The following is an 18,615-nucleotide window of genomic DNA, read 5'->3' on the forward strand; positions in this document are numbered from 1 at the left end:
CACGGGATCAGGCGGTATGGGGCTGGCGAGCCTTGTTCCGTGCGTGAACCAGCACCCGGTCGACCAGCAAGATCCCGGCCACCATGGCCGCTATAAACAACATTATCATGGGCTGCCCGCTGGAAATCAGACTCAAGGCTGGCCCAGGGCAGATGCCCGCCAGCCCCCAGCCGATGCCAAACAGCGCGGCCCCGCCGATCAGGCGGCGATCCAGCCTGGGGGTGGGGACGGCGACGATGGGCTCCCCCAGCAGACTCTGGCGGCGGGGTTTCACCAGCAGAAAGTAACCCGGCATAAAGACCAGCAGGGCGCCCCCCATCACGAAGGCGAGGCTGGGATCCCAGGCTCCCGCCAGATCGAGAAAGGCGATGACCCGGGCAGGATCCACCATGCCGGAGATGGCCATCCCCAGCCCAAACAGCAAGCCCGCAAACAAACTTGTCAGCAACTTCATGGCGATCAGCTCCTTACAGCAGATGATGAGTGACGAAGACGGTGATGAAGCCTGCCGCCATAAAGGTCAGGGTGGCGACGATGGAGCGCAGGGAGAGCCGCCCCATGCCGCAGATGCCGTGACCACTGGTACAGCCATTGCCAAGACGGGTACCGACGCCCACCAGCAGACCGGCCAGCAGCACGACGGGCCAGCCGGGCAGGGTGGTGAATGCGGGCATGCTGGCCCAGCCCAGGGTCAGCGCCAGCCAGGCACCGCCCCCCAGCCCCAGCAGAAACAGCACCCGCCACGGCGCCCGGTGTTGCAAGGCGCCGGCCAGAATGCCGCTGATCCCGGCGACCCTGCCGTTGAACAACATCAGGATCAGGGCCGACAGCCCCGCCAGCATGCCGCCGCCCAAAGAGAGCAGCCATTGGCTTTCCATCATCAAGATTCCTTATTTTCTGAGTGACAAAAATGGGTTTGCAGCGCCGCCAGCACATCGGCGGCCGCCTCGCTCACCAGCGAGTAGTAGATCTGCTGTGAGACCTTGCGCGAACGGATAAGGCCATGGCGCTTCAATACCGAAAGTTGCTGGGAGAAGGCCGACTGCCCGAGCTGGCTGTGGGCCAACAGCTCCCCGACCCCCTTCTCCCCTTCCACCAGTTGGCAGAGCACCATCAGGCGCTCAGGGTGGGCCAACGCCTTGAGCAGGGAGGCGGCCGCCGTCGCGTGTCCGGTCATCTCGTCGAATGGGCTCATAAGCATAAATTAGCAATTGCTGATATTTAGTCTATTGTATAAATCAACACTAAATTAGCAACAACTAAATAACCAGGAAGAGGAGAGACACATGACAGTCGATAACGGAGTCAGAGTGGTCGCAGGCTGCATCTTGCTGCTGTCGCTGCTGCTCACTGCCTGGGTCCACCCGGGCTTCGTCTGGCTGAGCGTCTTTGTCGGGGTCAACCTGATACAGAGTGCGTTCACCGGCTTCTGCCCCGCCGCCATGATCCTGAAGCGCATGGGCATGAAATAGCCCAGACCGGACGATGAAAACGAGGGAGCTATGGCCCCCTCGTGGTAAAACCTCATTTTGTTTCAATATGTTGCTGTCTGGGGCCCAGGGTTTACCCCGGCGGCCGTATCGGCTACCATGTCGCCTCTAATCAATAGCGGAGACCGTCGGTGGGCAACTCATCAAGTGACAGATCCACGCCGACTCCTGTCGTCGGCACCCTGGTCGCGAGCTAGCCGCAGAGTCCCTCTGCCGCAACTCGCAGCCCTGCGAGAAGCGGAAATCCACTCCCCTCTTCTCTTTATACACTTGACGTCGGGTGACTCCTGGCCAATGGCCATGGGCGCCTTGCCTGCATAGTTTCTGCTTCCCACAAGGAGGCTGCTATGCGTTTGATATCAACCCAGTCTGTATCGACTCACCCCCTGCTGAACAAGCTGGGCCTTGGCATGCTGCCGCGCTGGCTTCGGGGCAAACGGCGCCAGCACCACTACCGGCTGCAGATCCGCTGCGAGGATCGCGCCGATCTGGAGCAGGTGCTGGAGATGGTGAACCACACCCTGCAACCGGCCGGGCTGCACCCAATGCAGTCCATGACACCGGGTCGCAGCGGCGGGCGTGAGCTGGTGCTCAACCTCCAGTGCACCCCGCCCCAGCGCCGCTATCTGGTGCAGTTTGTCCATCAGGTCGGGGCAGCTCACCCGGTTCGCTGGGAACTGCGCCCTCGCGGTGGCGATCCCGGGCGTACCTGACAGCACCATACTGTGTTAACCAGAGTTCAGGGGCCGGCCACGCTGGCCCCTGAACTCTGGGGCGCGCTCTCTACCCGGCGTCCTATGGGGATGTGCAGGCCCCGCACGCCGTGTTTCATTTTTTGCTGGCCAGCAGCGCAATCATCGCCGGGCTCTTCCGCCCTCTTGTGCGGCGTTTCATCATGGATTGCGTGCAGCCATCGCTCATCAGAAGGAGTACCCCATGAGAATGTGGCAACAATTTGATCTGCTTGCCCTGATCGACACCCTGGCCAGCCTGCTGCTCGCCTTCGTGCTCGGCAGCCTGGTCGGGCTGGAGCGCCAGTACCGCCAGCGCACCGCCGGCCTTCGCACCAACGTGCTGGTCGCCGTGGGGGCGGCCCTGTTCGTCAACCTGGCCCAGCGCATCTATGACCTGCACGGCGGCAGCTATGGGGTGGTGCACGTGGTGGCCTATATCGTCTCCGGCATCGGCTTTCTCGGCGCCGGTGTCATCATGCGCGAATCGGGCAACATCCGCGGCATCAACACCGCCGCCACCCTCTGGGGCGTGGCGGCGGTGGGGGCGGCCAGCGGCGCCGGCTTCGCCATGGAGGCCATCCTCGGCGCCCTCTTCGTGCTGGCAGCCAACACCCTGCTGCGCCCCCTGGTCAATCAGATCAACCGTCATCCGGTGGACAATACCGACACCGAGGTGACCTACCGCGTCACGGCGCTCATCCGCCGCACTCACCAGAAAGAGGTGCTGCCCTGGCTGGAGCAGAAGCTGGAGCAGGCCAACTACCCCCTGAGCGAGCTGGATATAGAACCCTTCGGGGAGCAGGACATCGAGATCTCGGCCGTACTGCTCGCCACCTCCATCGACGGCGACGAGCTGGACGCCCTGATGAAGACGCTGGGGGAGCATCCCCGCATCAAGCAGATCTTCTGGCGAGCCAGCACCACGGACTGAGCCCGCAGCCCACAGCAAAAAGCCCCGCCAGCAATGGCGGGGCTTTTTCATATGAGACCTGATGGATAACTAGCGGCGACTGCGCCAGCGCACCCTGGGGAGGATCACCTGGGCGGTCTGCTCAGGAGGGTTACCCGCAATCAGCTGCTGCATCAGCTCGAAGGCGGCCCGGGCCAGGGCCGGACAATCCTGGGCCACCGAGTCGATGCGCATGGGAATGCAGTCGAGCAGATCGTGATCGTCGAAGGTGCACAGGCGCATGCCTGTCTCCATCAGCCCCGCCTCGTTGAGGTAGCGCAGCACCCCTTCCAGCAGGGTGAAGGAGGCGGTGAAGAGCCCGCGGGGCGGCGCCCCGAGCTCCTCCACCAGCTCGGCCATCAGCTGATAACCCGAGCTCGGCTGATAGTCGCGATGGCGCACCCGGGCGGGATCCGCCTCCAGCCCGGCCCGGTGCAGACCCAGCTCATAGCCCGCCAGCCGGTGACGGCTGGGGGAGAGATCCAGCAGGCCGCCGAAGTAGTAGATCTCGGCGTCGCACTCGATCGCCATGTCCCGCACCAGCTCGGCGGTGGCCTTGCAGGCGTCCGAGATCACCATGGGCAGGCGCGACTCGCCGATGTGGCGGTCGAGCTGCACCACCGGCAGGCGGTCGTGAATGCGGGCATAGATGTCGTCGCTGTGGCCGCTGGAGGCGACGATGAGGCCGTCCACCTGGCGGCTGATGAGGTTGTCCACCACCCGCTGCTCCAGGGTGGGATCATCTTCTGAACAGGCGATCAGCAGCTGGATCCCCGCCTCCCGGCAGTGGGCCTCCAGGGCGCGCGCTATGCTGGCAAACCCGAAGTTGGTGAGATCGGGGATCACCAGCCCCCAGGTGTAGCTGCGGCTCTCGCGCAGGGAGCGGGCATGAAAGCTCGGCTGATAGTGGCACTCGTCCGCCACCGCCTGGATCCGCTTGCGGGTATCGTCGGCAATCCTGTACTCCGCACTCTTGCCGTTGAGCACCAGACTGGCGGTGGCCTTGGAGACCCCCGCGAGCTCGGCTATCTGGGCAATCGTGATCCGTTTCTTCTTCTCCACCTGACCTCCCGGCACACTGAGACCGGGCTATTGTACTAGGCAGGCCGCCAGCGGCCAGTGATCGAGGCAAATTTTGCTGCCATCACCACCGCAACGTGCGGAAAGTACTGGGTTTTCACCGGGGAAGTAGCGGGTAGACAGGGTCTGGCGGCCGCTATCCACAAAACACTCCAGGCTGGAGCTGTCGCACAGGACGGTGATCTTGCCTCCAAGCCAGGGGCAGCATCGCTCCTCCCAGGCCCCGCTCTGCCAGTTCTGGCGCCGTAGTGTGATGCGTCCCGGCTGCCAGCGCAGCTCGACCTGGGTGCCGAACCAGAGGCTCCCCTCCCCGCCGAGGTGCAGATCGAGCCAGGCCGAATCGATGGCAAGGCCAGGCAGCTCGTCCACAGCCCCCTCGAAGCGGGTCTGCTCCCCCTTCAATGCCGCGAGCTCCGCCACCGGGCGCTGGCAGAGCCACTCATCCTGCCAGAACAGCTCCCGCGGGCAGCTCATCTGGTGCAGCCAGCCATAGGGGATGGTGGGCTGGCTCATCTCGTTCTCCTCCGGCAACCCCAGCCAGCCGAACAAGAGGCGCCGCCCCTGGCTGTCCTGGGTGGTTTGCGGTGCATAGAATTCGAAGCCCCGGTCCAGCTCGTGGAAAGCGCCGTGCTCGAAGCGCTCGCCGTCGAAGTTGCCCGCCAGCCAGCCGCACTGGTAGAGGTTGCGATAATCGTCCCCCACCGGGGCAATCCCCTGGGGGCAGCTGATCAGCACATGGCGATCCGCCAGCGGGAAGAGATCCGGGCACTCCCACATATAGCCAAAGTCCCCCAGCCCCCCGCGCCCGCTGCCTGCGATGGGGCCCACCAGTTGCCAGTTTTGCAGGGTCTCACCGCGATAGAGCAACACTTCGCCCCGATCGTCCAGGGTGCGGGCTCCCAGCACCATCAGCCACTGCCGGCCGTCGTGCCACACCTTGGGGTCTCGCACATGGCCGCTGTAGCCTTGGGGCAGATCCAGCACGGGGCCCAGCTTGGCAAAACCGCCCTCACAGTCGGCGCGAGCCAGACACTGATAGGCGGTGCGGCCGCCATCCGGGTATTTGACGTTGCCGGTGTAGACGAGGGTCAGGCGCCCCTGCTCGTCGCTCACCGCCGAGCCGGAATAGCAGCCGTGGCTCTCATACTCCTCGGTGGGCAGGAGCGCCACCGGCTCGTGCTGCCAGTGCAGCAGATCGGTGGAGGTGACGTGGCCCCAGCCCTTGTTGCGATGCTCGCAGCCGAGCGGATTCCACTGGTAGAAGAGGTGGTAGCGCCCGTCGTGCTCGATAAAGCCGTTGGGGTCGTTGAGCAGCCCCACCGGGGCTGCCAGGTGCCAGCGGGGCCGATGGGGATCGACCGCCGCCTTGAGCTGTCCGGCCAGCAGGGACCGGACAACCTGGTTGAGGAGATAGGCGTCCTTCATCACTCCACCTTGTACTTGAGCAGGTAGGAGGCGGCGAAGGCGGCACCGAAGGCGATCACCAGCCCGATGACGTAGTGGATGAGGCTCATGGGCTGGACTATGGCCATGCCTGGAATACCGGTCAGCCCCACCGCCGTCATCCCCACCTTGGCCGCCACCACGTAGGCGCCGCCGCAGGCCCCGCCGAACAGACCGGCCAGGAAGGGCTTGATGTAGCGCAGGTTGACCCCAAAGATGGCGGCTTCCGTGATGCCGAGCAGGCAGGACATGGCCGCCGGCACCGTAATGGCCTTGATCTTCACATCCCGGGTCTTGAAGTAGACAGCAAGACAAGCCCCGCCCTGGGCCACGTTGGCCATGGCCCAGATGGGCAGCAGGAAGTTGACCCCGATCTGCGGATTGGCCAGCAGCCCCGCCTCGATGGCGTGGAAGCTGTGATGGATGCCGGTGATGACGATGAGGGAATAGGTGCCGCCGAACACCAGGCCTGCCAGCCAGCCCGCCTGCTCATAGAGGGCGCTCAGGCCGAACGAGATGCCATCCCCCAGCACCCGACCCGCCGGGCCGATAAAGAGCAGCGCCACGAAGCCGGTGATGATGACGGTGAGAAACGGCGTGAGGATGAGATCCAGAGCATCCGGGATGCGCCTTCTCAGCTGTTTCTCCAGGTGCGACATGAACCAGACCGCCAGCAGCACCGGGAAGACGGTGCCCTGATAGCCGATCATGGCCACGTCCAGCCCGAAGAAGTCCATGGTCTTGAAGCCACCGGCCACGCCCCAGGCGTTGGTCAGGGCCGGGTGGGTGAGAATGCCGCCGAGGGTCGCCCCGAGGTAGGGGTTGCCACCAAACTCCCGCGCCGCCGTGAAGCCGATCAGAATGGGCAGTATGATGAAGGCCGCCGAGCTGAACATGTCGAGCATCACGAACAGCGCACTGTCGGCATTGACCCAGCCGTAGGTGCGCACCATGCCGAGCAGCCCCATCAGCAGGCCGGACGCGACTATGGCCGGAATGATGGGCACGAAGATGTTGGAGAGGGTCCGCGCCAGGCGCTGGGCCACATTGAGCTTGGCCGTCGCCATGTCGGTCAGCTCCGCCTTGCTGGCGGTGCCTGTGCCGGTCAGGGTGACGAACTCCGCATAGACCTTGTTGACCAGGCCGGTGCCGAAAATGACCTGAATTTGGCCCGCGTTGCTGAAGCACCCCTTGACCCCGTCCAGCTTGTCGATGGCGGCCTTGTTCACCTTGCTGTCGTCCGCCAGCACCAGCCGCAGCCGGGTGGCGCAGTGGGCGGCGCTGACGATGTTCTCCCTGCCCCCGAGCAGGGGCACCAGATCCTTGGCTATCGCACTGATATTCATAATCTTCCTCTTATGACCCGCCAGCTGGCGGGCCCTTGTCACATGAGAGTAGGGGCTGTCGACCCGGGCTTCTAGCCGCAGATCAACGGCCGCTTGCGCCCGATCGCAAAAATTCATCCAGCTGGGTGCGGGTGGGCAGCGCCGTCATGGCCCCCTTGGCGGTGGTGGCGAGCGCCCCGCAGCCGTGGGCCTGGGCCAGGATGGCGGGCAGCTCGGCCAGCGTCGGCAGCGACGAACGCCCGGCCAGGGCCGCCAGGAGACCGGCGACGAAGGCATCCCCCGCCCCCGTGGTGTCGATGGGTGTCACTTTGGGCCCCACCCACTCCAGCCGCTCGCCACCCACACGGGCCACCACACCGGCCGCCCCCCGGGTCACCAGCACCAGGGCCGGGCCTGAAATGGTGGCGAGCCCTGTGGCGAGATCGTCCAGGCCGCTCAGCAGTTGCAGCTCCTCCACCGAGAGCTTGATCACGTCCGCCAGGGCCATGGCCTGACGTACCAGAGGCAGCATCTCGGCCGGGTTGCCCCACACCTCGGGCCTCAGGTTGGGGTCAAAGCAGACCCGCCCCCCGACCGCCCGGATGGCCGCCATGGCCTGCAGGCAGCTGCCGCGCACCGGCTCGTTGGCGAGCGCAATGGAGCAGGTGAGCAGCCACTGACCGGCCTCGAAGCGGGGCAAGTCAGCCAGTTCGAGGAACTGGTCGGCACTGGGCCGCACCATAAAGGTGAAGCTGCGCTCCCCCTCGTCATCCAGTTCCACCAGCACGGTCGAGGTGTTATGGGCCGGATCCTGGTTCAGGTGGCGAATGTCGACGCCCTCCCTTGTCAGGGTCTCGGCCATAAAGCGACCGAAGGGATCGGCGCCGACCCGGCCGATAAAGGCCGATTCACCGCCGAGCCGCGCCACCCCGACCGCCACGTTGGCGGGTGCACCACCCGGACACTTGAGGTAGTGCACCTTCCCTTCCGGGATAAGATCCACCACCGCATCCCCCATTACCCACACACGATTCCCCACCTTGCTACTCCACTGCTGCACAGGATTTGCCAGAGCCGGGCTCTGTTCTCTTGGTCCGCATTATCAGCTAAACCGTTTTAGCTAACCAACAGATCCCGGCGCCTGCTGCCATTTTTGTGATCGGGATAACGAACTAGAACCAGGTTTCCATCTGCACGCCAAAGTTCCACTCGCCACCGGCGGTGAAATCGCTCTGGCCCATGGCATCTGTGCTGGCGTAGTTGTCGAGCTCGGAGGACCAGTCCATCCAGGTGGCGAATACCCGCAACTCGGGCCGCTCGAAGAAGCCGGCGGTCTGCGCCTTGAAGGTGGGGGCGAAGGTGAGCTTGGTGAAGTTGCCGCTTACCGCCTGACGCCCCTTGTAGCCCTGGGGATCCAAGTCCATGTACTGCCAGGCGGCCTCGTAGACCAGCTCCACGTTCTGGCTCAGCACCTGGGCCACCCGGGTGTTGAGGGTCAGCCACTGATACTCGTCCCCCTTCACGTAGCGATCCTGGCTCTGCTCCGCCAGCAGGGCCGGGGCGACACGCCAGCGCGGATTGAGGTCGGTGGCACCAAACACGGCGACCCGCACCGCGTCGGCATCCGGCAGCAGCTCGCTGTCGGAGCCCAGTCCCTTGAGCTCGGCCCCCAGGCCATGGCCGTAGAGCACGGCGGCCTTGGAGAAGCCGGGGTGGATGCCAAAGAAGCTGTCGGCGTGGTAGGCCACCAGGGTGTGCGCCCCCTTGTCCGCCGCCTCGCTGCCAACGCCGCCGTCGTTGATGCGCGCCTCGTTGTCCTTGGCCGAGAGGCCGTTCACCATCCACTGCCAGTTGCCGAAGCGGTTGTTCATGGTGAGGATGTAGCTCTCTATGTCCGACAGGCCGCTGGCGCTGATGTCGCCGTAGTCGCGCCCGTAGAGGGAGAAGTTCGCCTTCCAGCTGTCGGCCAGCTGCACGTCGTAGACGCCGCCGCCGGTCCCGGCCAGGAAGACCACGTCGGAGTCGAGCCAGTGGATGTCGAAGTTGTCCCGATCGAAGCGCTTGCCCGCCCAGAGCACCGAGTGCTGGAAGGGGCCGCTGAAGCTCGCCAGGTCGCCGATTTCGGCAAACACCTGGCGGGTGTTGAGGCTGGAATCGCTGGCGGTCCAGTCGTTGCTGGTCTCCACCCCGTCCGCCAGCATCAGCTTGTAGCGGGCCCAGCTGCCATCGTCGAAGGTCTGGGTCTTCAACAGGTTGGCCTCCATGTAGGTGTCATCCTCGTTGCCAAGACGACCCACGGCCCCGCCCACAGAGCCGGCTGGCGTCACGTAGGGGCCGCCGCGCCCGCCGCTGCCGTTGCCGTTGACCAGCAGGCCGGAGCGGGCGTAGCCGTGGAACTCGAAGCCCTGGGCCCCGGCGGTCTGCTTGTCCACCTTCTCGCTCTGGGCCTTGGCCACCACGGCGGCCTCCCGGGCCTCGCTCGCCTTGCTCTGGGCCTCATCTGCCCGCGCTTCGGCGGCGGCGCGGGACTCTGCCGCCTGCACCCGTGCCTCCAGCGCCGCCAGTCGGGCTTCGATACCGCCATCCGCCGCCCACAGCGGGCTGCTCATCCCCAATCCCAGCGCCACCGCCAGCGCCAACTTGCTCTTGAACATCGTCATCTTCCTCACCTGTCATCTGCCGCCCGTCCGGGCGCTGTTGTTATGGACGAGCAGAGGATAGCTAAACCGCTTTAGCTGATTCAATATGCCAGCTAAACCGTTTCAGCTACTTGTGATCAGAGTAACGTTTGCACAGGGAAAAGCGCCGGGAGTTGTGAGGAGGATCCCTCATCGGGATCCACTCAATAGAGGGGATCCAGGGCAAATGGCAGGCAAAAAGAAAGCCGGCACTGAAGGCCGGCTTGGGTCACGCGAGTCGCGGTTACTTGGTCAGGTCGTCGAAGAAGCGTTTCACCCCTTCGAAGAAGCCTTCGGATTTCGGCTTGTGAGTCTTGGCGGCGGCACCGCTGAAGGACTCGTCCAGCTGGCGCAGCAGATCTTTCTGGGTCTCGGTCAGCTTGACCGGGGTCTCGATCACCACCTTGCACATCAGATCCCCGACCTGGCCGGAGCGCACGGACTTGACGCCCTTGCCCCGCAGGCGGAACAGCTTGCCGGTCTGGGTTTCCGCCGTGACCTTGAGCTTGACCCGGCCATCCAGGGTCGGTACTTCGATCTCGCCACCCAGGGCCGCTGCGGTGAAGCTGATGGGCACCTCGCAGTAGAGATCGTTGCCGTCACGGACGAAGATCTCGTGCTCCTTGACGTGGACCTGTACGTAGAGGTCGCCGGCCGGTGCGCCGGCCTCCCCCGCTTCCCCTTCGCCGGAGAGGCGGATGCGATCCCCGGTGTCGACGCCCGCCGGGATCTTCACCGACAGTGTCTTGGTCTTCTGGTAGCGACCCTCGCCATGACACTTGCGGCACGGATCCTTGATGATCTTGCCGCGACCATGACAGTGGGGGCAGGCCTGCTGCACCGCGAAGAAGCCCTGGCGCATCTGCACCTGACCGGAGCCATGGCAGGTCGGGCAGGTATGGGCCTGGCTGCCGGTGTGGGCACCGGACCCGTTGCAGACCTCGCAATGGACCTGGGTCGGGATCTTGATCTCCTTGGAGACCCCGCGCACCGCCTCTTCCAGGGTCAGCTCCATGTTGTAGCGCAGGTCGGAGCCACGGGCCGGGCCGCGACGACCACCACCACGACCACCGAAGATGTCACCAAACACATCGCCGAAGATGTCACCGAAATCGGCACCACCGCCGAAGCCGCCGTGGCCGCCGCCCTGGCTCTGATCCACGCCGGCATGACCGTACTGGTCATAGCGGGCACGCAGGTTCTCGTCGGTCAGGACCTCGTAGGCTTCCTTGACCTCTTTGAACTTCTCTTCCGATGCCGCATCACCCTGATTGCGATCCGGGTGATACTTCATCGCCAGACGCTTGTACGCCTTCTTGATCTCGCGCTCGTCGGCACCTTTCGATACCCCGAGCACTTCGTAGAAATCGCGCTTCGACATACTCATCCTGTTCTACTTGAGCCGTTATGCAGACGGGCGTTGGTTACCCAACGCCCGTAAATTCATTGACGAATCTGCTCACACTCTTACTACGAAGCCGTGATCAAGGCTCATGTGCTGCTCGGAATCCTCATGTATTCACATACACTCCGGTTCCTGCGCTGCTCTTTACCTTGCTGACGGCCTCTCGCGACAGACCGCGAACAGATTCTGAGCCGATGGGCAGAGTCTGCTCTGCCCATCTGGGTTGGGCTTATTTCTTGTCGTCTTTCACTTCTTCGAACTCGGCGTCGACTACGTCGTCGTCAGCCTTGGCGGAAGAAGAGGAGTGACCGGCCTCGGCACCGGCGCCTTGCGCCTGAGCCTGCTGCTGGGCAATCTCCATCAGCTTCTGGGACGCTTCCATCAGGGCCTGTTGCTTGGCTTCGATGGCAGCCTTGTCGTCACCCTTGATGACGGCTTCCAGCTCGGACAGTGCAGTCTCGATCTTGGCCTTGTCATCGCTTGGCAGGGCTTCACCGGCTTCGGTCACCTGCTTGCGTACCGAGTGGACCAGACCGTCAGCCTGGTTGCGGGTCTGCACCAGCTCTTCGAACTTCTTGTCTTCCGCCGCGTTGGCTTCCGCCTCGCGTACCATGCGTTCGATCTCTTCATCAGACAGACCGGAGGAGGCCTGGATGGTGATCTTCTGCTCCTTGTTGGTCTCCTTGTCTTTCGCAGAGACGTGCAGGATGCCGTTGGCGTCGATGTCGAAGGTCACTTCGATCTGCGGCAGACCACGCGGTGCCGGACGGATGCCTTCCAGGTTGAACTGGCCCAGGGACTTGTTGTCGCTGGCGCGCTTGCGCTCACCCTGCAGCACGTGAATGGTCACGGCAGACTGGTTGTCTTCGGCAGTGGAGAACACCTGGGACTTCTTGGTCGGAATGGTGGTGTTCTTCTCGATCAGCGCAGTCATCACGCTACCCATGGTCTCGATACCCAGCGACAGCGGGGTCACGTCCAGCAGCAGTACGTCGGTCTTGTCACCGGACAGTACGGCACCCTGGATGGCGGCACCCATGGCCACGGCTTCGTCCGGGTTGACGTCTTTACGCGGCTCTTTGCCAAAGAAGTCGGCAACGGTCTTCTGAACCAGCGGCATACGGGTCTGACCGCCCACCAGGATGACGTCGTCGATTTCGCCGACCGCCAGACCGGAGTCTTTCAGGGCGACACGGACCGGCTCTAGGGAGTCTTTCACCATGTCTTCCACCAGGGATTCCAGCTTGGCGCGGGTCACCTTGATGTTCATGTGCTTCGGACCTGTGGCATCTGCAGTGATATACGGCAGGTTCACGTCGGTCTGCTGGGCGGAAGAGAGCTCGATCTTGGCCTTCTCGGCGGCATCTTTCAGACGCTGCAGAGCCAGCTGGTCGTTGCGCAGGTCGATGCCCTGCTCGCGCTTGAACTCTTCAACCAGGTAGTTGATGACGCGGTTGTCGAAGTCTTCACCACCCAGGTGGGTGTTACCGTTGGTCGCCAGCACTTCGAAGGTGGTTTCGCCTTCCACTTCGTCGATCTCGATGATGGAGATGTCGAAGGTACCGCCGCCCAAGTCATACACGGCAACCTTGCGCTCGCCCTTGACCTTGTTCACGCCATAGGCGAAGGCCGCAGCAGTCGGTTCGTTGATGATGCGTTTTACATCCAGACCGGCGATGCGACCGGCATCCTTGGTGGCCTGACGCTGGGCGTCGTTGAAGTAGGCCGGTACTGTGATGACGGCTTCGGTCACCGGCTCGCCCAGGTAATCCTCGGCGGTCTTCTTCATCTTCTTCAGCACTTCGGCAGAGATCTGCGGCGGTGCCATCTTCTTGCCTTTGACTTCTACCCAGGCGTCACCGTTGTCAGCCTTGGCGATGGCGTACGGCATGATCTTCAGATCGCGCTGTACTTCTTCATCTTCGAAACGACGGCCAATCAGACGCTTGATGGCGAACAGCGTGTTCTTCGGGTTGGTGATGGCTTGGCGCTTGGCCGGCTGACCAACCAGGATTTCGCCGTCATCGGCATAGGCAATGATGGACGGAGTAGTACGGTCGCCTTCCGCGTTCTCGATCACGCGAGCATGGTCGCCATCCAGAATAGCAACGCAGGAGTTGGTAGTACCCAGGTCAATACCGATGATTTTACCCATTTGACGAATCTCCAAATACTTTGAATAAACTGGCGAGGGGCTCGCCTTAAATACGTTAACGGCTAGGTGGGGCCTGACACTGTGGCTTTCAAGCACCCGACATCAAATTCTTTCCGTGTCACTCAAGTTTCCATGCCACTGAAATCAGATGCCGCCGTGGCCTTGCCACCTATATGGGGTCTCAAGCCGACGCTTCAAGCCCTGACCTTAAAAAACCGCGCATTCTTGCCACTTGGGCGCAAGAGTGCTTGCCAAATGGCGCCATTGCATATTCTGATGGCGCCGCTACCAATAAAAAGCCCGCCGAGCGGCGGGCTCAGCACAGGGACGGGACTCAGGCCGGGGCCTTGGAGACCATCACCATGGCCGGACGGATCACCCGACCGTTGAGTTCATAGCCCTTCTGCATCACGGCGATGACGGTGTTGGGCGCCAGTTCGACGTTCTCTATCATGCTCATGGCCTGATGGGCGTTGGGGTCGAACGGCTGGTTCTGCGGATCCAGGGCGACCAGGCCAAACTTGGCCACCGAACTCTGCATGGATTTGAGGGTCAGCTCGACCCCTTCGATCATCGGCTTGAGCGCCTCGCTCTCCTTGTCGGCCAGCTCGATGGCGCGCTCCAGGTTGTCCAGCACCGGCAAGAGCTCTGCGGCGAACTTCTCCAGCGCGAACTTGTGGGCCTTCTCCACGTCCTGGGCGGCACGACGACGCAGGTTTTCCATCTCGGCGACGGCACGCACGGCGCGCTCGCGCTCTTCCAGGGAGGCCTGCTGGGCCGCTTCCAGTTGGGCCTCCAGCTCGGCAATGCGGGCCTGCTCGGCTGTCACTTCACTGTCTACATCGGTCGGCTCGACTGGCTGGACTTCCACTTGCTCCATCGCTTCAACCTTTTGTTCTTCGTGGCTCATGACATCTCCAATATTCAGGGTTGCTTATGAGGGGCTGCTGACGTTCAGACAAGCGACACGCGTCAGCGGACCCTGTGTTGGCGCTATTATGGGGACGCAGCCCCGGCTTTCAAGGGGAAAAGGGCATATCGGGCACAATGCCTGCCGCCAGCCGGCCAGCTTGCCGCTTTTCGGGGCCGATTGCGCCAAGGGGCATGGAGACAGACAAATCCCCGGCAAAGCGCGGTATACTCCCCGCAAGACTTCCCCAGACCCGATAACCTATGGATTCTCCGTTCAAAACCGTTGCCCTCATCGGCAAGCCCCATCATGAAGGGGCCAACCAGACCCTCAGCGGCCTGTATCAATACCTGAGTACCCGCGGTTTTCGGGTGCTGCTCGAGAGCCGGGTCGCCCAGACCTTGGGGATCCTGGGTGACAACGTGATGGATCTGGTGCAGCTCGGCGAGCAGGCGGATCTCGCCATCGTCGTCGGCGGTGACGGCAACATGCTGGGGGCCGCCCGGGTGCTGTCGCGCTTCGATGTGGCGGTGATAGGGGTGAACCGGGGCAACCTCGGCTTCCTGACCGATCTCTCGCCCCAGGACTACCTGCTGCCCCTGGAGCAGGTGCTCTCCGGCCACTTCAAGAGCGAGCACCGCTTCCTGCTGGAGGCCGCCGTCTATCGCCACGGCGAGCGCAAGTCGAGCAACCTGGCGGTCAACGAGGCGGTGCTGCACCCGGGCAAGATAGCCCACATGATCGAGTTCGAGGTCTATATCGATGGCAGCTTCATGTACAGCCAGCGCTCGGACGGCATCATAGTGGCCACCCCCACCGGCTCCACCGCCTACTCCCTGTCGGCGGGGGGCGCCATCCTCACCCCCAAGCTCAACGCCATCACGCTGGTGCCCATGTTCCCGCACACCCTGAGCAGCCGTCCCATAGTGCTGGACGCGGACAGCGAGGTGCGGCTGCTGGTCTCCCCCGACAATCAGGATGACGCCATGCAGGTGAGCTGCGACGGTCAGGTGACCCTGGCGGTCCACCCGGGGGACGAGATCCTCATCAAGAAGAGCCAGCACAAGCTGCACCTGGTGCATCCGCTGGATTACAGCTATTTCCACGTGCTGCGCAACAAGCTCGGCTGGGGCAGCAAGCTGTTCTAGCAAGCGGGCCCGGGCCGACGCTAGCCTGAAGGCGAGGGCCTAGCCCTCGCCCCCCTCAACCAGCCGAAGCGGTCCGGGTTCGAGCTGCAGATGCATGCCATTTCTCCCCGCTGCCTTGACCCTGTACATGGCCTCGTCGGCCTTCGTCAGCAAGTGCGCCAACCCTGTCTCTGCACAGGCGCAGACGCCCCCCACACTGACCGTCACCCCCTCGCACGGCGGGCAGGCCCCCTGACGGGAGCCCGTCTCTATCTGACGGCGGATCCGGTCGCAGATGTCATGGGCCATCTGGCCGTTCACCCCTCCCATGATGAGGGCGAACTCCTCGCCACCTATGCGCCCCACCAGATCATCCTTGCGCGCCTCGGCCAACAGCACCCTGGCCACGTAGCGGATCACCTCGTCACCGCAGCCGTGGCCAAATCGGTCATTGACGCTCTTGAAATGGTCTATGTCGAGCACCACCACGCAGCGCATCTGCCCCGGCAGCGCCCACTCCCCCAGCCTGAACAGGCCGCGCCGGTTGAGCACCCCGGTGAGGGGATCCCGCTCCGAGAGGGCCAGCAGCGCCTGCTCCGCCTCCACATAGGCCACCAGGGGCAGCAGCAGTACCGAGCCTATGGTCAGCACCATGTGCATGAAGAAGATGCCATCCAGCAGCCCGTCCCCGTTGCCTATGCGACTATCAGGCCCCAGCAAGAGCAGCAGCCCCTGGCTCAGCAGTATGGTGAAATGCAGCAGATAAATGGCAGCGACGGCATGGAGCACCCGCTTCTGGTGCCGGCTGAGGGAGACGATGAGACAAGCACACCAGAGGTAGACCACCGACTCCATCAGGGCCAGCACAATGCGCACCTCGAAGCGGCTCGACAGCCCCAGATAGGCAAGCAGCAACAGGACAACCCCTCCCCACAGGGGACGGGGGCGCCAGGACCGACCATAGAGGGCATAAAAGCCGGCCAGCAACAGCAATATGCTCATGAGGGAGACCAGGCCACCGACTCTGATCCCCAGGGCCGGATGACCATTCCCTATTCCCAGACTGAGCAGCAGGATGGAGAGGGAGAAGAGGAAGGCCGACAGGGACCAGAACAGGAAGTTGCGCCGACCCGGCTTCAAGAAGTGGATAAACAACATGAGCAGTGCCGACATCAGATTGATTGCCAGGGAGATCAACAGCAGGGTCGGGGTGTGGATCATCTGGACGCATCCTTGGTGTGAGGCACGGTGGCCTGCCCTTGAACCTGAGCCATGCCTGTCTCGAGTGTGTCTCAGCTACCCCGATTCCACAAGTTCACCGCCGCGACAAGACCCCATAAAGGTGAACGAATACAGGCTCATCGCGCGACTGCCCCAGGCTCACATCCCCCATGGAATGCCATGGCGGCTCAGCGCCTCTCCCAGTGCAGCCCCCCTCGCACAGCCCCTCATCCCCTTGCCCGGCAAAAAATCCCGTCACGCACACTTTACTGTATATAAGACCAGTATATACTGGATGCATACACAGTAATGTTGACCCATACAGGATGAGACCATGCTGACCCAGCTGACCGTCAACAACTTCGCCATCGTCAAGTTTCTCGAACTCGATCTGCAATCCGGCATGACCTGCATCACAGGGGAGACGGGGGCAGGCAAATCCATTGCCATCGACGCCCTCGGCCTCTGCCTCGGCGAGCGGGCCGAAGCCAGCATGGTGCGGCCGGGCAGCGACAAGACGGAAGTCAGTGCCCGTTTCCTGCTGGACGGCAACCCCGCCGCCCGCGCCTGGCTCGCCGCCAACGAGCTGGAGAACGACGGTGAGTGCATCGTTCGGCGGGTGCTCTCCGCCGAGGGGCGCTCGCGCAGCTACATCAACGGCGTCCCCGTCCCCCTGGTGCAGCTCAAGAGCCTGGGTCAGTTGCTGGTCAACGTTCACGGCCAGCACGCGCATCAGCTGCTGCTCAAACCCGACTATCAGCTCGCCCTGCTGGACGGCTATGCCGGTCACCACCTGCTGCTCGATGAGGTGCGCCAGCACTATCAGCAGTGGCGCCAGCTGCAGAACGAGCTCAACCGTCTCAAGGCCGAACAGCAGCAGCGGGAGGCCCGCCGCCAGCTCATCGAGTATCAGGTGCAGGAGCTGGACGAGTTCGCCCTGCAACCCGGGGAGTTTGAGGCCATCGAAGAGGAGCACCAGCGTCTCGCCAACGGCACCGAGCTGATGCAGGAGTGCGGCTATTGCCTCGACCTGCTCTATGACAACGAGGAGACCACCATAGCCGGCCTGTTGCAGGTGGCGGTGGACAGAGCCGAGACCCTGGTCGGCATGGACAGCCGCCTTGGCAACGTGCTCGGCATGCTGAACGAAGCCCTGATCGGCGTGCAGGAGAGCCACAGCGAGCTGCGCAGCTATCTGGATCTGCTGGAGCTGGATCCCGAGCGTTTCAACGAGCTGGAGGCCCGCCTCTCCAAGGCGATCAACCTGGCCCGCAAGCACCACGTCAAACCCGCCGAGCTGGCCCAGTTCCACCAGGATCTGGCCAGCGATCTCGCCCGCCTCCACTCCGATGAGGAGCGGTTAGAGGGGATGGAGGATGAACTGGCCGAGGCCCGTCAGGCCTTTGTCCAGGCGGCAGAGGTGCTCAGCCAGAGCCGTCAGCGCTATGCCCAGGAGCTGGCCACCCAGGTGACCGCCAGCATGCACGAGCTGGCGATGCCCGACGGCCGCTTCGCCATCGAGGTGCGCCCCGACGCCCAGAGCAGCCTCTCCCCCCTTGGTATCGATCGGGTGGAGTTCATGGTCACCACCAACCCCGGGCAGCCCATACAGCCGCTGGGCAAGGTGGCCTCCGGCGGCGAGCTGTCGCGCATCAGTCTCGCCCTGGTGGTGATCAGTGCCCGCAAGATCTCCACCCCCACCCTGATTTTCGACGAGGTGGACGTGGGGATCAGCGGCCCGACGGCGGCCGTGGTGGGCCGCCTGCTGCGTCAGCTCGGCGAATCCACCCAGGTGATGGTGGTCACTCACCTGCCCCAGGTGGCCGGCAAGGGTCACCAGCATATGGTGGTCAGCAAGCACACGGACGGCAAGACCACGGAGACCCAGATGCAGGCGCTCAACCAGGGTGCCCGCCTCAACGAGCTGGCCCGTCTGCTGGGGGGGGATCAGATCACCGACAACACCCTGGCCAATGCCCGCGAGCTGCTTGCCTCCTGAGGGCGGTGCGGCAAGCCATCGACGCCGCTCGCCGCCTCTGGGGCGGCGAGTCATCCAGCCTTCGTCGACATGAGCGGGAGTGAGTCATCAACCTTCCGA

The 18,615-nt window shown here is 63.5% G+C and carries 17 protein-coding genes; 5 read left to right on the forward strand and 12 right to left on the reverse strand.

What is annotated here, in order from left to right:
* Positions 1 to 7: 7 nt before the first annotated feature.
* Genes AC3WR3_RS04520 through AC3WR3_RS04530 form a run of 3 tightly spaced genes read right to left on the reverse strand, consistent with a single transcriptional unit; the run spans position 8 to position 1,195 of the window.
* Positions 8 to 454: a DUF6691 family protein gene (locus AC3WR3_RS04520; protein WP_492291284.1), complete on the reverse strand. Its 447-nt coding sequence runs from the start codon at positions 452 to 454 to the stop codon at positions 8 to 10.
* Positions 455 to 467: 13 nt separating this feature from the next.
* Positions 468 to 881 carry a YeeE/YedE family protein gene (locus AC3WR3_RS04525; RefSeq protein ID WP_262110909.1) on the reverse strand — a complete coding sequence of 138 codons (414 nt, stop codon included), beginning with the start codon at positions 879 to 881 and terminating at the stop codon, positions 468 to 470.
* On the reverse strand, positions 881 to 1,195 hold the full coding sequence (locus tag AC3WR3_RS04530; protein ID WP_247625900.1) for an ArsR/SmtB family transcription factor: 315 nt from the start codon (positions 1,193 to 1,195) through the stop codon (positions 881 to 883). Before AC3WR3_RS04530 ends, AC3WR3_RS04525 begins: the two co-directional genes overlap by 1 nt.
* A gap of 91 nt (positions 1,196 to 1,286) precedes the next feature.
* Between AC3WR3_RS04530 and AC3WR3_RS04535 the strand changes: the two genes are divergently transcribed.
* The 3 genes from AC3WR3_RS04535 (at position 1,287) to AC3WR3_RS04545 (ending at position 3,155) form a co-directional block, all read left to right on the forward strand.
* Positions 1,287 to 1,472: a YgaP family membrane protein gene (locus AC3WR3_RS04535; RefSeq protein WP_043132505.1), complete on the forward strand. Its 186-nt coding sequence runs from the start codon at positions 1,287 to 1,289 to the stop codon at positions 1,470 to 1,472.
* Between the two features lie 365 nt (positions 1,473 to 1,837).
* Positions 1,838 to 2,203: a hypothetical protein gene (locus tag AC3WR3_RS04540; RefSeq protein ID WP_247625899.1), complete on the forward strand. Its 366-nt coding sequence runs from the start codon at positions 1,838 to 1,840 to the stop codon at positions 2,201 to 2,203.
* A 223-nt stretch (positions 2,204 to 2,426) separates the two neighbouring features.
* Entirely contained in the window at positions 2,427 to 3,155 is a 729-nt protein-coding gene (locus tag AC3WR3_RS04545) for an MgtC/SapB family protein (protein WP_139436338.1), read from the forward strand.
* 69 nt (positions 3,156 to 3,224) lie between these two features.
* Here AC3WR3_RS04545 and AC3WR3_RS04550 read toward each other — a convergent pair whose 3' ends face one another.
* From AC3WR3_RS04550 to grpE, 8 genes are all read right to left on the reverse strand, one after another.
* Positions 3,225 to 4,235 carry a LacI family DNA-binding transcriptional regulator gene (locus AC3WR3_RS04550; protein ID WP_492291285.1) on the reverse strand — a complete coding sequence of 337 codons (1,011 nt, stop codon included), beginning with the start codon at positions 4,233 to 4,235 and terminating at the stop codon, positions 3,225 to 3,227.
* Between the two features lie 27 nt (positions 4,236 to 4,262).
* Positions 4,263 to 5,678, reverse strand: coding sequence for a glycoside hydrolase family 32 protein (locus tag AC3WR3_RS04555; protein ID WP_492291286.1), 1,416 nt, complete (start codon positions 5,676 to 5,678; stop codon positions 4,263 to 4,265).
* Positions 5,678 to 7,042 (reverse strand): sucrose-specific PTS transporter subunit IIBC, encoded by a 1,365-nt coding sequence (locus AC3WR3_RS04560; protein ID WP_479758741.1) that lies wholly within the window; start codon positions 7,040 to 7,042, stop codon positions 5,678 to 5,680. The genes AC3WR3_RS04555 and AC3WR3_RS04560 overlap by 1 nt, the downstream gene beginning before the upstream one ends.
* A gap of 82 nt (positions 7,043 to 7,124) precedes the next feature.
* Entirely contained in the window at positions 7,125 to 8,060 is a 936-nt protein-coding gene (locus AC3WR3_RS04565) for a carbohydrate kinase family protein (protein WP_492291287.1), read from the reverse strand.
* A 133-nt stretch (positions 8,061 to 8,193) separates the two neighbouring features.
* The gene (locus tag AC3WR3_RS04570) at positions 8,194 to 9,681 is read right to left on the reverse strand and encodes a carbohydrate porin (RefSeq protein WP_492291288.1); all 1,488 of its coding nucleotides are present in this window, start codon (positions 9,679 to 9,681) and stop codon (positions 8,194 to 8,196) included.
* Between the two features lie 262 nt (positions 9,682 to 9,943).
* Positions 9,944 to 11,080 carry a molecular chaperone DnaJ gene (dnaJ, locus tag AC3WR3_RS04575; RefSeq protein ID WP_139436326.1) on the reverse strand — a complete coding sequence of 379 codons (1,137 nt, stop codon included), beginning with the start codon at positions 11,078 to 11,080 and terminating at the stop codon, positions 9,944 to 9,946.
* 253 nt (positions 11,081 to 11,333) lie between these two features.
* Positions 11,334 to 13,259: a molecular chaperone DnaK gene (dnaK, locus tag AC3WR3_RS04580; protein ID WP_139436324.1), complete on the reverse strand. Its 1,926-nt coding sequence runs from the start codon at positions 13,257 to 13,259 to the stop codon at positions 11,334 to 11,336.
* A 334-nt stretch (positions 13,260 to 13,593) separates the two neighbouring features.
* Positions 13,594 to 14,169, reverse strand: coding sequence for a nucleotide exchange factor GrpE (gene grpE / locus AC3WR3_RS04585; RefSeq protein WP_492291289.1), 576 nt, complete (start codon positions 14,167 to 14,169; stop codon positions 13,594 to 13,596).
* 263 nt (positions 14,170 to 14,432) lie between these two features.
* On the opposite strand from grpE, the gene nadK reads away from it, so the two are divergent.
* On the forward strand, positions 14,433 to 15,317 hold the full coding sequence (nadK, locus tag AC3WR3_RS04590; protein ID WP_005332581.1) for an NAD(+) kinase: 885 nt from the start codon (positions 14,433 to 14,435) through the stop codon (positions 15,315 to 15,317).
* 39 nt (positions 15,318 to 15,356) lie between these two features.
* Here nadK and AC3WR3_RS04595 read toward each other — a convergent pair whose 3' ends face one another.
* Positions 15,357 to 16,517 (reverse strand): GGDEF domain-containing protein, encoded by a 1,161-nt coding sequence (locus AC3WR3_RS04595; protein WP_492291290.1) that lies wholly within the window; start codon positions 16,515 to 16,517, stop codon positions 15,357 to 15,359.
* A 334-nt stretch (positions 16,518 to 16,851) separates the two neighbouring features.
* Here AC3WR3_RS04595 and recN point away from each other — a divergent pair, with 334 nt between their 5' ends.
* The gene (recN, locus tag AC3WR3_RS04600) at positions 16,852 to 18,516 is read left to right on the forward strand and encodes a DNA repair protein RecN (RefSeq protein WP_492291291.1); all 1,665 of its coding nucleotides are present in this window, start codon (positions 16,852 to 16,854) and stop codon (positions 18,514 to 18,516) included.
* The last annotated feature ends 99 nt before the right edge of the window (positions 18,517 to 18,615 follow it).

Source organism: Aeromonas sp. EU05-FHT14A05, assembly GCF_058791175.1.

Coding starts and splice junctions, on each gene's coding strand:
- AC3WR3_RS04520 (WP_492291284.1), bottom strand. CDS start 454: ATGAAGTTGCTGACAAGTTTGTTTGCGGGCTTGCTGTTTGGGCTGGGG.
- AC3WR3_RS04525 (WP_262110909.1), bottom strand. CDS start 881: ATGATGGAAAGCCAATGGCTGCTCTCTTTGGGCGGCGGCATGCTGGCG.
- AC3WR3_RS04530 (WP_247625900.1), bottom strand. CDS start 1,195: ATGAGCCCATTCGACGAGATGACCGGACACGCGACGGCGGCCGCCTCC.
- AC3WR3_RS04535 (WP_043132505.1), top strand. CDS start 1,287: ATGACAGTCGATAACGGAGTCAGAGTGGTCGCAGGCTGCATCTTGCTG.
- AC3WR3_RS04540 (WP_247625899.1), top strand. CDS start 1,838: ATGCGTTTGATATCAACCCAGTCTGTATCGACTCACCCCCTGCTGAAC.
- AC3WR3_RS04545 (WP_139436338.1), top strand. CDS start 2,427: ATGAGAATGTGGCAACAATTTGATCTGCTTGCCCTGATCGACACCCTG.
- AC3WR3_RS04555 (WP_492291286.1), bottom strand. CDS start 5,678: ATGAAGGACGCCTATCTCCTCAACCAGGTTGTCCGGTCCCTGCTGGCC.
- AC3WR3_RS04560 (WP_479758741.1), bottom strand. CDS start 7,042: ATGAATATCAGTGCGATAGCCAAGGATCTGGTGCCCCTGCTCGGGGGC.
- AC3WR3_RS04570 (WP_492291288.1), bottom strand. CDS start 9,681: ATGACGATGTTCAAGAGCAAGTTGGCGCTGGCGGTGGCGCTGGGATTG.
- dnaJ (WP_139436326.1), bottom strand. CDS start 11,080: ATGTCGAAGCGCGATTTCTACGAAGTGCTCGGGGTATCGAAAGGTGCC.
- dnaK (WP_139436324.1), bottom strand. CDS start 13,259: ATGGGTAAAATCATCGGTATTGACCTGGGTACTACCAACTCCTGCGTT.
- grpE (WP_492291289.1), bottom strand. CDS start 14,169: ATGAGCCACGAAGAACAAAAGGTTGAAGCGATGGAGCAAGTGGAAGTC.
- nadK (WP_005332581.1), top strand. CDS start 14,433: ATGGATTCTCCGTTCAAAACCGTTGCCCTCATCGGCAAGCCCCATCAT.
- AC3WR3_RS04595 (WP_492291290.1), bottom strand. CDS start 16,517: ATGATCCACACCCCGACCCTGCTGTTGATCTCCCTGGCAATCAATCTG.
- recN (WP_492291291.1), top strand. CDS start 16,852: ATGCTGACCCAGCTGACCGTCAACAACTTCGCCATCGTCAAGTTTCTC.